Here is a 12,806-nt window from a genome sequence, read left to right on the forward strand (position 1 = left end):
TTCGTCTTTTCACGTCCGCTTCACGGATGCGGGCGAGTCAGCGCCGCCGCGCCGACCCGGCGCCCGGCCGTGAGGCCGAACACCGCGGCCGCGCCGGCGAACACGAATCCGACGCCGCACACGGCGCTCCATCCGCCCCATGCCCACGCGCTGCCCGCGAGCGCCGCGCCGAGCGCGCCGCCGACGAAGAACAGCCCGACGAACAGCCCGTTCAGGCGCCCGCGCGCGGCCGGGTTCAGCAGGTTGATCTCGCGGCGGCCGATCGTCTGGTCGACGATGACGCCCGCGTCGAGCAGCGCCGCGCCGCCGGCGAGCAGCGCAAGCGCGAGGCCGCGATGCGCATGCGCGTCGAAGCCGAACCAGCCGGCGCCCGCGATGCCGAGCACGACGAGCGCCACGAGCATCGTGCCGTGCGCGATCCGCTGCGCGGCCGGGCCGTGGCCGCGGTCGCCGGCGCGGCCGGCGAGCGGCGTGACGATCGCGCCGCTGGCGCCGGCGAACGCGAACAGCGCGATCCCGTGCAGGTCGAGACCGAACGGCGGCTGCGCGAGCCGCAGCCCGACGGCGGTCCAGAAGGCGCTGAACGCAGCCATCGCGAGCGCGGCCGACAGCGCGTGCCGGCGCAGCACCGGTTCGTCGGCGAGCAGGCGCCCCATCGACGCGAGCAGCGCGCGGTAGCCGGCCGTGATCGACGGCGTGCGCGACGGCAGGCGCAGCGCGAGCACGACGGCGATCGCGGCGTTCGCGAGCGCGGCCAGCGCGTAGAACGCGCGCCAGCCGGCCGAGCCCGCGATCAGGCTCGCGAGCGGCCGCGACAGCAGGATGCCGAGCATCAGCCCGCTCATCACGTTGCCGACCGCGCGGCCGCGCTGTGCTTCGGGCGCCATCGACGCGGCCATCGGCACGAGCATCTGGATCACGCTCGACGCGGCGCCGGCGACCAGCGTCGCCAGCAGGAACACGACACCCGACCGCGTGAACGCGGGCAGCGCGAGCGCGGCCGCGCAGGCGACGAGCGTCGCGACGATCAGGCGGCGGTTCTCGAGCAGATCGACGAGCGGCACGAGCAGCACGAGCCCGGCCGCGTAGCCGAGCTGCGGCAGCATCGCGACGAGGCCGGCGAGGCCGGGCGGCAGGTGCAGGTCCGCGCTGATCGGGCCCGTCAGCGGTTGCGCGGCGAACAGATCCATCACGATCACGCCGACCGTCGCGGCGAAGAACAGCGTCATGCCCGCACTCAGCGCGGGCGGCGCGCCGATGGGCGCACGAACGGCGCCGGGACAAGGGTTGGCAGGGCAGTTCATCGGAAGCCTGGGGTGTGGGTTGAAGGAGTTCCCATCGTAGGCAGCCGATGTTTATGCGACAATTGAAATATGTCTAACATGATTATGCGAGTTTGTTTTGAATACGCGTGATCTCCTGGCGTTCGTCGCGGTGGTCGACAGCGGCTCGATGGTTGCCGCGGCCGCGAAGCTCCACCTGACGCAGCCCGGCCTGACGCGGCGCGTGCAGAATCTCGAAACGCTGCTCGGCGTGCCGCTGCTCGAACGGCAAAGCAAGCCGCTGAAACCGACCGCGGCCGGGCGCGACGTCTACGCGCTCGCGCGCAACGTGCTGGGCGCGGTCGACGAGCTGATGGCGGCCGGCGCGCCGGACAGCGAGCCGTCGGGCGAGCTGCGCATCGGCGTACCGCCGTTCCTGTCCGAATTGGCGCTCGAGCGGCCGATCGACCGGCTACGCGACGCGTTCCCGCGCCTCACGCTGCGCGTGACGGCCGGCTGGTCGCCGGCGCTGCTGCAGGGCATCGAGCGCGGCACGCTCGACGTCGCGGCCGTGATGGTGCCGGCGAGCACGGTACTGCCCGACGCGTTTACGGCGACGCTGCTCGCCACGCAGCCGACGGTGCTCGTCGCCGCGCGCGACTTTCCGCTGCCGGACGGCCCGTTGTCGCTCGACACGCTGTCGGGTTTTCCGTGGGTGCTGAGTCAGGACGGCTGCGGGATGCGTTCGGCGCTGAGTCGCGCGCTCGGCGCGGCCGGGCTGCCGTTCGACGTCGCGGTCGAGGCGTTCGGCTCCGAGCTGCAGTTGTCGCTCGTAGCGCGCGGCGCGGGCATCGGGATCGCACCGCCGAACGCGCTCGCGCGCAGCGCGCATCGCGATGCGCTGCGGGTGGTGGAAACGGTGGGGCTGGAGACGCGGATCAACGTGTGGATCATGCACGCCGCGCTGCCGGGCCGCCTGGTGCGGCCCGTCGCGCTGCTGCGCGATGCGCTGGGCGAGGTGCTGGGCGAGGTGCTGGACGGGGAGATCAGGAAGGGGTCAGAAGCGAACGAAGCGAGTTAGAGTCGGCATTCGAGGGAAAATCCTTATTTTCTCTACGGAAATGTTGCAATGCGGAAATCGATTCGCTATAGTTGCACCTGTCTCCTCCATGTCTCCTCTGATATGGATTCAGCCCGCCTCTTAGGCGGGCTTTTTTTTGCCTGCGATTTTGCCGCGGCGTTCCATTCGTCGTCCGTCGCCGGGCTCAGAACTTGTACGTCATCCCGACGTAGCTGATGATCGGGTCGGCCTTCAGGTCCGATTTCGACTCGGCGAGCACCGAACCGTCGGCCGCCTTGATCGTCACCGTCGACGTCGTCTTCAGCGGGATGTACGTCACCGACGCGATCAGCCCGAAATGCTCGGTCATGTTGTACTGCACGCCCGCGTTGAACACCGGCTGCCATGACGACGACGCCTTCGCCTCCACCGATGTCGTACCCGGCTTGCCCGCGCCCGCCGCGAGAATCGCGCCGAGGTTCTCCTGCGTCTGCTTGATGAAGTTCGTGTTGAGCTGCAGGTCGCTGAACCAGTTGTACGACACGCCGAGGCCGAGGAACGGCCGGAACTTCGCGGTCGCCTGCCCGAAGTAGTACTGCAGCAGCACGGCCGGGCTCCATTGCCGCACGCTCTTCACGATCGGGTTGACCGACGCGAGCCCGATGTTCTGCGTGCCGAGCGCGCCGGCCGGGCCGGGCGGCCGGATCGTGCCCTGGCCCGACACCTTGAACACCGGCGGCACGCCCGCCACCGACGTGACCGCGATGTGGTCGGTCAGGAAGTGGCTGACCGTCAGGCCGACGGTGTCGGCGCCGCTGGTGCGCAGTCCGGTGCCCGGCGACGTGAACGACGGCGGCAGCCGCAGCGGCGTGTTGATCGGCGTCGGCGCGACGTTGGTCGTCATCGGCGTGCTGCTCTGTTGCGGCATCACGTGGAACCAGCCCAGCGTGACGACGTTGCTGCCGGCGCTCTGCGCGTGCGCCGCGAGCGGCGCCAGGGCGGCGGCGCCGGCCGCCGCGCAGAGTAGGGTTTTCTTCATCACGGCATTCCCCTCTGCTTACTGGACGAACGCGCCGATCGTGAAATACGGCGTCGATCCGGCGTTATCGAGGAAACCGAACACGCCACCCGTGAAGATGAACTTGCCGGTCGGCGACGTGCTGCCCGAACCCGTGTGGATCGTCGTGACCGTGCCCGGCACCTTCTGCGTGTAGTCGAGGTCGAGCGCGGTCGCGAGCGAGGCCTGCGACGGCTGGAACGGATCGAGCAGCGTGGCCTGGGTGTTGGTCAGCGCGGTGGTCCGGTAATTGAACTGGCTGTCGACGCCGATGTACTCGCCGTTCTGCGAACCGACCGCGACCATCGATTGCGGCGCGAGGATCGAGATGCTCGATTCGTCGTCGGCGGTGAGGCCCGGCACGCCGTTGCCGTCCGGCGTCGGGTTCGGGTTCGCGACGCCCGTGCGCACGAGGATCGGCACGAGCTGGTTGCGCAGCTTGCCGACGATCATGAAGCCCTTGCCCTGCGGCGTCGTCGACAGCGTCGGCTTCAACTGGCTCTGATAGTTGTTGGACTGGAACGCGCCGCTGCCGTCCGCGGACTGCACGAAGTTCGAGCCCTGCTGCGTGCACGCGCCGCCGGCGAACTGGCCGGTCGTGTCGCACTTGGTCCACGAGCCGTCCGCGTTGATCGTCACCTTCGCGTCGATCGACGCGGGCGCGAAGTTCTGCGACGGCACTTCGCCGAAGCCGACGTGGCTGTACGTGCCCGCGACGTTCGCGATGTTGGTCTCGATCGACGAGAAGCCGATGAACGGGTAGTACGGGAATTTCGTGTCGGGCACCGCGGCCTGGCCGAGCACGCCGCCGAACTGGATTTCCTTGCCGGGAATCGTGCCGCCCGCGACGCCTTCGCCGACGAAGATCCGTGCCGGCCGTGTCGGGTCGAGGCTTGCGCCGTTCAGGCGGAACGCGCACTGGTTCAGCTTGTTGGTCGGCAGCAGCGTTTCCTGCGTGAGCGTGCCGCTGTCGACGGTGCCCGCGCGGGTCGGCACGACAGTGCCGGTCGTTTGCGGCACCGGCGATTCGACGTACGTGACCTGCCACGTCATCTTGGTCGTGTCGAGCTGGACCTTGGCGAGTTCGCCGCTGCCCGCACCGCCCGTAAACACGGTGGTGTAATCGAGCGAGGCGGGACAGAGCCGGTCTTCGACGAGCGGGGGCGGATTGTCGCTGCCGCCGCCGCAGGCAGAAAGAAGGGGGGCGGCAAGGGCCGCCGCCAGAATGAGGTTGCGCTTCATGTTGCTCCTCCAGATTTGTCTTGTGCGGCGGCCAGCTCCCTGTCGGCCGCTTCTGTTACTTGTGCTCGTCCTGCCCGCGCCGTGCCACGCGCGTCCTTGCGTCACGCGGCAGCGGGCTGGCCGCCGCCGCGTCCTCGTACGCTATTTGCTGATCTGCGCGCCCACGCCGAAGTACGGTGTCGACGACGTGCTCGAGTTCGCCGACGTCGACGTGACGCCGCCGTTCACCGTGCCCTGGATGAGCGCTGCGTACAGCCCGCCCGTCGCGATCACCACGCCCGACGCGGACGGGTAGGCCGCGCCGCTCGGCGGCGTCGTCTTCGCGTTCAGCAGGCCCGGCGTCGCCTGGCCGTAGTCGAGCGAGAAGGCGTCTTCCTCGGCCTGCGTGGTCGGGTTGATGAACGACGCGTTGCTGCCGCGGATCAGTGCGGCCGTGTACTTGAAGTTCGAGTCCGCGCCCGCGTAGCCGCCGTCGATCGCGCCCGACTGGATCGCCGTCGCCGAGCCGAGTACCGCGATGCCTGATTCGTCGTCGACCTGCGCGTCGGTGTGCAGCGGCGGCGTGCCGAGGTTCACGTTGCCCGTGCGCACGATCACCGGCACGGTCGCGCCGTTGAGCTGGCCGATCACCATGTGCGCGGTCGCCGATTTGCCGGTTGCGCCGATGATCGGCAGCTTCGTCTGCGGCAGGATCTGCGGTGCCTTCGTGCTGTCGAAGTAGCCGCCGTTTGCGCTCGTCTTCCACGGATCGCCGGTCGTTTCGCAGCCCGACGCATTCGTCGACGTGCACGCGCCGTTCGCATCGAACGTCTCGCTCGAATTCGCGCCTTGCGTCGCGTAGTTGCCCGACGGCACGAGGTGGTAGATCAGCGCGTTGTAGGTGCCCGGCAGCTTCGTGAGGTCGGTCGTCGTGTTCGCGAAGCCGAGGAACGGATAGAAGTCGAAGTGACGGTTCGGCACCTGGCCGACGTTCTGGTAGAGCGGGATGCCGGCGAGGCTGATCGTCAGCCCGTCGTACTGCACCGTCGCGCCCGGAATGCCGCCGCCCGCGACGCCCATGCCGACCAGCAGCATCGGCGGGTTCGCCGGATTGAAGTCGGCGGCCGTCGAATAGGTCGAGCCGTTCGGTGCGGTGCCCGTGCCCGGCGTGAGGACGAACGCGCAGCGCGTCTGTTCTGCGGTCGGCAGCGTGCCGGTCGGCGGATGGATGACCTTGCCGGCGATCGACGTGCCGACGCGGCTCGGCGTGACCGTGCCGGTCGCGAGCGGAATCGGCGATTCGAGCCACTTGAGCGTGTAGGTCATCGCGACCGCGTCGATGTTGACGCTGACGATCTCGCCGCTACCGGCGCCACCGAGATACGTGCTCTTCACGATGTCGGCGTCGGCCGGGCACAGCGAACCGTTGACGGGCTGCGAAGGCGGCGGCCCTTGCGTGCCGCAGCTCGATCCGGAACATTGGGGCGCATTGATCGGCGCAGGCGCGCCGCCGGAATCCCCCCCACCACAGGCAAGCAGGAAAGGGGTAATGGCAAAGGCCGTTGCCACCCCCTTCGATAAGGTGTGCGACATGCCGCTGTCTCCAATCGTTTAATTGTGCGAGCTAATGTCGCCGCCTTGATTTTTGCTGTCAATTGATGAACCCGTCTAAAAAAGGCGATTGAAACGGATATCGCGTTTTGATTCCTTGTCCGACGCGGCATTCGGTAAGAATTAAAACGAGGTGAGGGCCGCAGGAAGCTGCCGGAGTGGGGGATGTGCCACGCTCGGCAGGCTGTCGAATGGCCTTCACGCGTATAACGGCAGCGTTTAAAGCGGCAGTATCCGGTTTATCCCTATTCGGGATTGACTGGAGTAAGAGGGGGGGGATTAATGCACTGGTAATCGCGCAATGGAAAGCTTGTAAATAATTGTAAATGCGCGAACCGGATTTTATTTATTGCCTGATACGAGTAAATAAAAAGCCGGCCAGCGGCCGGCTTTGCATCGCATGCGATGATGATCAGCGCTTGAGGCCCGCGTCCTCGGCTGCGCCGATGTTGAGGTTCATGCACTGGATCGCGGCGCCCGACGCGCCCTTGCCGAGGTTATCGAGGCGCGCGACCGTGACGAAGCGCTCTTCATTGCCGAACACGAACAGGTCGACGCGGTTCGTGTCGTTGTTCGCCTGCACGTCGAAGAAGCCGCCGTCGAGGTTCGCGTCCGCGTTGAACGGCGCGACGCGCACGAACGCTTCGTCCGCGTAGTACTCGGCGAACACGCGCTGCACGTCCTGCGGCGTCGCGCGCTTCGCGAGCTGTTCGGCCGTGAAGTAGGTCGTCACCGCGAGGCCCTTCAGGAACGGGCCGACGATCGGCGTGAAGATCGGCGGGTTCGCGAGGCCCGTGTGCGCGGCCATTTCCGGCAGGTGCTTGTGCGTGAGACCGAGCGCATACGGGCGCGGGCTCGCGAGCTTGCCGCCCGGCGCGGCGCTTTCGTATTCGGCGATCATCGACTTGCCGCCGCCGCTGTAGCCGGTGATCGAGTAGCTGTGCGCGGCGAATGTCGGCGCGACGATGCCCGCATCGACGAGCGGACGCATCGCGAGCACGAAGGCCGATGCGTGGCAGCCCGGCACCGCGATGCGTTTCGACGTGCGAATCTTCTCGCGCTGCGCGCGGGTCAGTTCGGGCAGGCCGTAGGCCCAGTCGGCGCTGGTGCGGAATGCGGTGCTCGCGTCGATCAGCGTCGTGTTCGGGTTCTCGACCAGCGAGGCCGATTCGCGCGAGGCGACGTCCGGCAGGCACAGGAACGTGACGTCCGACGCGTTGATCAGGCGGCGGCGCTCGTCGACGTCCTTGCGCTTCGATTCATCGATGCGCAGGATCTCGATGTCGCTGCGTGCCGACAGGTATTCGAAGATCTTGAGGCCGGTCGTGCCTTCCTGGCCGTCGACAAAAACTTTGGTGCTCATTTCGCTCTCACTGAATGAAACGGAGGGGCCGCGCCCTGAAACCGCCATTTTAAGACGTCATCCGGCGGGCCTGCACCGCGCGGGGCGAAAAAAAGACGGCCGGCGGGCCGTCTTGTGTCCCTTTGACGCCCGCCGGCGCGGGCGTGCGAGCGTCGAGGGCGTGCTCAGCGGCCGCCGGCAACCCAGCGGGCCGTCGCTTCGGCGATGCGCCGGCCGAATGCCTTCCCGGTCTCGAGGTCACCCGGCAGCGGGCCCTCGTCGGGCGTCGAATCCGCCGGCGACTGCGCGAGCAGGCCCGTGGAGCCGCCGAGGTAGTTGATGTCGTTGCGCGTGGCCGCCTTCGAGTTGGCAGGCATCAGGCTCGTGCCGACCCACACCATCCCATGCTGCATCGACAGCGTGACGAAATATTGAATCGTCGAGAACTTGTCGCCGTTCATCGTCGCGGAGTTCGTGAAGCCCGCGGCGATCTTGTCTTTCCACTTCTGCGTGAACCACGCTTTCGACGTTGCGTCGGCAAACTGCTTGAACTGCGCGGACGGGCCGCCCATGTAGGTCGGCGCGCCGAAGACGATCGCATCGGCCGCGTCGAGTGCGGCCCAGCCTGCGTCGTCGAGGTCGCCGACGGCGATCAGGCGCACGGTCGCGCCGGCGTCCTGCGCGCCGGTGTGCACGGCCTCGGCCAGTTTCTGCGTGTGACCGTAGCCGCTGTGATAGACGATGACGATGTTCGACATGAAGCGTTCTCCGGAAAGGAACGGGATCGGCGGCCGCGGCGGCCTGCCGGGTTATGCGTCGCCGGTGGGCGGCGCGACGGATGCGCGACGGGGTGCCGCGACCGGTGACGACGAGTCTAGCAAGCCGAAATGACGGGAAAACCGCGCGCGTGCCGCGCACGGAATTTCCCGATGGTCGGCAATCGCGACGTGGCGGTGCGCGGCGCCCGTTACTGCCCGTAGCTGACCGTGAATTGCGCGGTACCGATCGCGAGCGTGCCGATCTCGTGCTCGAACATCGGCGCGGGGCGGCCCTGCGCGACGCGCAGGTCGGTGCCCTTCAGCGCGTAGACGGTGATCACGTAGCGGTGCGGCTTGCCGGGCGGCGGGCACGGGCCGCCGTAGCCGTCGATCCCGAAGTCGTTGCGCGCCTCGCTCGCGCCGATGCGCCGCAGGAAGCCGGACGCGCTCGCGTCGGCGGGCAGGCTCGTGACCGTCGCCGGGATGCCCGCCACGGCCCAGTGCCACCAGCCGTGCCCGGGTGCGTCGGGGTCGAAGATCGTGACCGCGTAGCCGCGCGTGCCGGGCGGCGGGTTGTGCCAGGTGAGCTGCGGCGAGTGATTCCCGCCCTTGCAGTCGCCGCGGTCGAACACGTTCGCCGCGCGGACGTGCCCGCCGGGTGCCAGGTCGTCGCTCGTCACGGTGAACGGGCTTTCCGCATGCGCGGGCAGCGCCAAGAAGACGACGCACAGGAGGGCGGAGAGGATGAATGGAGACGGGCGACCCGATGGCGCAGGCGGGGTGATCCGGCGATCCACACGCATATGGCGCTTCTCCCGTCACGTGGGCCGGGCTGATGCTCCCGGCGTTGTTGGCGTTGTGTGTTGCCCGAGCAGCTGATGGCGGCGATGGATCAAGTCTAGCATTAGGGTTCGATGAGCGATGCACACCGCGACCCACGGTCGCGACCGATTTTTTGCGCGAGACGATGGACGAAAAAAAAGCCGCCCGCGATGAAGCAGGCGGCTTTTTCAGCCAGGGCGCCGGCATGCGAGCCGGCGCGGCGTCACTCCTGGGCGCCCGTCGCGCCGCCGTGCGCGGCCGACCACTCGGCCGGTGCGTGCAGGAATTTCTCGACTTCGTCGAGCGTCTTCGTCTCGAAGTAGCCCGAGGCCTTCGCGACGCGCAGCACGTCCCACCACGTCGCCAGCGCGTGCAGGTCGACGTCGATGTCCTTCAGGACCGACACGCTTTCCTTGAAGATGTTGTAGTGGAACAGCACGAAGCAGTGATTCACCGTCGCGCCCGCGGTGCGCAGCGCGTTGATGAAGTTGATCTTGCTGCGGCTGTCGGTCGTCAGGTCTTCCACCAGCAGCACGCGCGAGCCTTCTTCCAGATGGCCTTCGATCTGCGCGTTGCGGCCGAAACCCTTCGGCTTCTTGCGCACGTACTGCATCGGCACCATCATCCGGTCCGCGATCCACGCCGCGAACGGGATGCCGGCCGTTTCGCCGCCCGCCACCGCGTCGATCTGCTCGAAACCGATGTCGCGCAGGATCGTCGTTTCCGCCATTTCCATCAGGCCGCGGCGCACGCGCGGATACGAGATCAGCTTGCGGCAGTCGATATAGACGGGGCTTGCCCAGCCCGACGTGAAGACGAAGGGTTTTTCGGCGTTGAAGTGCACCGCCTGCACTTCGAGCAGCATTTTGGCGGTCGTATCCGAGATCGACTGACGATCGTAGCCTGTCATGGGCATTCCTTGGGTGTTGAGCGAGGAGCGGGCGCGGGCCCGGTGGCGCAGCAAGGGGAACCTGCCCGGAGGGCCGGGGCGCGATCGGAGAACCAATCGCATCGCTGCGCGCGTAGCCCGACATTTTACCCGATTCAGGCCGGTTTTCGGCGGAATTCGCGCAGGTTCGCGATGCGGCTCACCACCGGCGAAACAAGCGGGGGCGGACCGCTCGCGTACCGATGCCGGGGATGCGGCGCTGCACCAACATGTGTCATGCGCGGGGTGTACACTAGGCGACCCTTAGAAATCGTTCAGTACTTTGTACTTTCCTCTTGCCACCCGCCAAGGTTCGATGGCGTGCCCACCCGGCGCGTCGCGTGCCGTCTCGCAGTCGACCATCCCCTCGATTCAAGCAGACGCGGCCGAAGGTGCTGTGAACTGAACCGTCAAAATTTCGCATGTCTCTCGCAGGTCAATCATGGACGAACAACTGAAGCAGGCCGCTCTCGCTTATCACCTGAACCCGAAACCCGGCAAGATTTCGGTCACCCCGACCAAGCCGCTGTCGAACCAGCTCGATCTGTCGCTCGCGTATTCGCCGGGCGTCGCCGCCGCGTGCGAGGCGATCCACGCCGATCCGCTCGACGCGCAGAAGTACACGTCGCGCGGCAACCTCGTCGGCGTGATCACGAACGGCACGGCCGTGCTCGGTCTCGGCAACATCGGCCCGCTCGCCGCGAAGCCGGTGATGGAAGGCAAGGGCTGCCTCTTCAAGAAATTCGCGGGCATCGACGTGTTCGACATCGAACTGTCGGAGTCCGACCCCGACAAGCTCGTCGAGGCGATCGCCATGCTCGAGCCGACGCTCGGCGGCATCAACCTCGAGGACATCAAGGCGCCGGAATGCTTCTACATTGAGCAGAAGCTGCGCGAGCGCATGAAGATCCCCGTCTTCCACGATGACCAGCACGGCACCGCGATCATCGCGTCGGCCGCGATCCTGAACGGCCTGAAGGTCGTCGGCAAGCAGCTGGCCGAAGTGAAGCTCGTGTGCTCGGGCGCCGGCGCCGCGGCCATCGCGTGTCTGGACCTGCTGGTGAACCTGGGCCTGACGAAGTCGAACATTCTCGTCGCCGATTCGAAGGGCGTGATCTACGAAGGGCGCGGCAATCTCGATCCGTCGAAGCAGCGCTATGCGGCCACGACCGACGCGCGCACGCTCGCCGATGCGATCGTCGGCGCCGACGTGTTCCTCGGCTGCTCGAGCGCGGGCGTGCTGAAGCAGGACATGGTCAAGACGATGGGCGACCGGCCGCTGATCCTGGCGCTCGCGAACCCGGAACCGGAAATCCGCCCGGAAGACGCGAAGGCCGTGCGCCCGGACGCGATCGTCGCGACCGGCCGTTCGGACTACCCGAACCAGGTCAACAACGTGCTGTGCTTTCCGTTCATCTTCCGCGGCGCGCTCGACGTCGGCGCGACGACGATCACGGAAGAAATGAAGCTCGCCTGCGTGCGCGCGATCGCCGAGCTGGCGCAGGAAACCGACCAGAGCGAGGAAGTCGCGAAGGCGTATGAAGGTCACTCGCTCGAATTCGGGCCGGATTACCTGATTCCGAAGCCGTTCGACCCGCGCCTGATCATCAAGATCGCGCCGGCCGTCGCGCAGGCCGCGATGGATTCGGGCGTCGCCACGCGTCCGATCCAGGACATGGATGCATACCGCGAGCAGCTCGGCGCGACCGTCTACCGCACCGGTATGGTGATGCGCCCGGTGTTCGCGACCGCGAAGAAGAAGCAGGCCCGCATCGTGTTCGCCGAGGGCGAGGACGAGCGCGTGCTGCGTGCCGCGCAGTTCGTGCTGCAGGAAAAGATCGCGCAGCCGATCATCGTCGGCCGTCCGTCGGTCGTCGAGATGCGCCTGCAGAAGATCGGCTCGAAGCTGAAGGCCGGTGTCGATTTCGAAATCGTCAATCCGGAAGACGACACGCGCTACCACCGCTACTGGCAGGCGTACCACGACATCGCCGCGCGCGACGGCGTGACGCCGGAAGTCGCGAAGGCCGCGCTGCGCAAGTTCAACACACTGATCGGCGCGATGCTCGTGCATCTGGGCGACGCGGACGGGATGATCTGCGGGATGATCGACACGTTCCACAGCCACCTGAAGTTCATCGAGCAGGTGCTGGGCCGCGCGAAGGGCGCCGAGCACTTCGCGGCGATGAACCTGCTGATGCTGCCGGGCCGCAACCTGTTCGTGTGCGACACGTACGTGAACGAGCTGCCGAGCGCCGAACAGCTCGCCGACATGACGATCCAGGCCGCGGCCGAGATCGAGCGCTTCGGCATCGCGCCGAAGGCCGCGCTGCTGTCGAACTCGAACTTCGGCAGCGCGCCGTCGGCGTCGTCGCGCCGGATGGCCGAGGCACGCAAGCTGATCGTCGAACGTGCGCCGAACCTGGAAGTCGACGGCGAAATGCACGGCGACGCCGCGCTGTCGGAAATGATCCGCAAGCAGGCATTCCCGGGCACGACGCTGTCGGGCGAAGCGAACCTGCTGATCATGCCGAACGTCGAAGCCGCGAACATCGCGTACAACCTGCTGAAGATGGTTGGCGGCGAAGGCGTGACGGTCGGCCCGTTCCTGCTCGGCGCCGCGAAGCCGGCCCACATCCTGACGCCGGCCGCGACCGTGCGCCGGATCATCAACATGACGGCCGTTGCCGCCGCGAACGTGAACACGAAGTAAGTTCGCGCCCGCGTGTGCCGCGCTTCACGCGC

Annotated in this window: 11 protein-coding genes; 3 read left to right on the top strand and 8 right to left on the bottom strand. The window is 67.3% G+C overall.

From position 1 onward, the window contains the following. Positions 1 to 20: 20 nt before the first annotated feature. The gene (locus VL15_RS20645; RefSeq protein ID WP_048248161.1) at positions 21 to 1,304 is read right to left on the bottom strand and encodes an MFS transporter; all 1,284 of its coding nucleotides are present in this window, start codon (positions 1,302 to 1,304) and stop codon (positions 21 to 23) included. A gap of 97 nt (positions 1,305 to 1,401) precedes the next feature. Here VL15_RS20645 and VL15_RS20650 point away from each other — a divergent pair, with 97 nt between their 5' ends. Next, positions 1,402 to 2,343, top strand: coding sequence for a LysR family transcriptional regulator (locus VL15_RS20650; protein ID WP_048248162.1), 942 nt, complete (start codon positions 1,402 to 1,404; stop codon positions 2,341 to 2,343). A gap of 184 nt (positions 2,344 to 2,527) precedes the next feature. Here VL15_RS20650 and VL15_RS20655 read toward each other — a convergent pair whose 3' ends face one another. The 5 genes from VL15_RS20655 to VL15_RS20675 form a co-directional block, all read right to left on the bottom strand. After that, positions 2,528 to 3,361: an OmpW/AlkL family protein gene (locus VL15_RS20655; protein WP_048248183.1), complete on the bottom strand. Its 834-nt coding sequence runs from the start codon at positions 3,359 to 3,361 to the stop codon at positions 2,528 to 2,530. A gap of 18 nt (positions 3,362 to 3,379) precedes the next feature. Beyond that, complete coding sequence (locus VL15_RS20660; protein ID WP_048248163.1) at positions 3,380 to 4,621, bottom strand: DUF2957 domain-containing protein; 1,242 nt, start codon at positions 4,619 to 4,621, stop codon at positions 3,380 to 3,382. A gap of 141 nt (positions 4,622 to 4,762) precedes the next feature. Next, entirely contained in the window at positions 4,763 to 6,193 is a 1,431-nt protein-coding gene (locus tag VL15_RS20665; protein ID WP_048248164.1) for a DUF2957 domain-containing protein, read from the bottom strand. A gap of 430 nt (positions 6,194 to 6,623) precedes the next feature. Beyond that, positions 6,624 to 7,574 (bottom strand): N-acetyl-gamma-glutamyl-phosphate reductase, encoded by a 951-nt coding sequence (argC, locus tag VL15_RS20670; RefSeq protein WP_048248165.1) that lies wholly within the window; start codon positions 7,572 to 7,574, stop codon positions 6,624 to 6,626. Between the two features lie 164 nt (positions 7,575 to 7,738). Continuing rightward, entirely contained in the window at positions 7,739 to 8,311 is a 573-nt protein-coding gene (locus VL15_RS20675; protein ID WP_048248166.1) for a flavodoxin family protein, read from the bottom strand. On the opposite strand from VL15_RS20675, the gene VL15_RS42055 reads away from it, so the two are divergent. After that, the gene (locus tag VL15_RS42055; protein ID WP_155420265.1) at positions 8,295 to 8,444 is read left to right on the top strand and encodes a hypothetical protein; all 150 of its coding nucleotides are present in this window, start codon (positions 8,295 to 8,297) and stop codon (positions 8,442 to 8,444) included. The two genes, VL15_RS20675 and VL15_RS42055, sit on opposite strands and share 17 nt — an antisense overlap. A gap of 76 nt (positions 8,445 to 8,520) precedes the next feature. Here the strand turns inward: VL15_RS42055 and VL15_RS20680 are convergent, their stop codons facing one another. Both VL15_RS20680 and VL15_RS20685 read right to left on the bottom strand, forming a co-directional pair. Then, complete coding sequence (locus VL15_RS20680; RefSeq protein ID WP_048248167.1) at positions 8,521 to 9,114, bottom strand: YbhB/YbcL family Raf kinase inhibitor-like protein; 594 nt, start codon at positions 9,112 to 9,114, stop codon at positions 8,521 to 8,523. A 242-nt stretch (positions 9,115 to 9,356) separates the two neighbouring features. Further along, positions 9,357 to 10,043: an orotate phosphoribosyltransferase gene (locus tag VL15_RS20685; protein WP_048248168.1), complete on the bottom strand. Its 687-nt coding sequence runs from the start codon at positions 10,041 to 10,043 to the stop codon at positions 9,357 to 9,359. A gap of 460 nt (positions 10,044 to 10,503) precedes the next feature. Between VL15_RS20685 and VL15_RS20690 the strand changes: the two genes are divergently transcribed. Next, complete coding sequence (locus VL15_RS20690; RefSeq protein WP_048248169.1) at positions 10,504 to 12,774, top strand: NADP-dependent malic enzyme; 2,271 nt, start codon at positions 10,504 to 10,506, stop codon at positions 12,772 to 12,774. Positions 12,775 to 12,806: the final 32 nt, after the last annotated feature.

Origin of the sequence: Burkholderia cepacia (genome assembly GCF_001039005.1) — a bacterium.
GTDB lineage: Bacteria > Pseudomonadota > Gammaproteobacteria > Burkholderiales > Burkholderiaceae > Burkholderia > Burkholderia theae.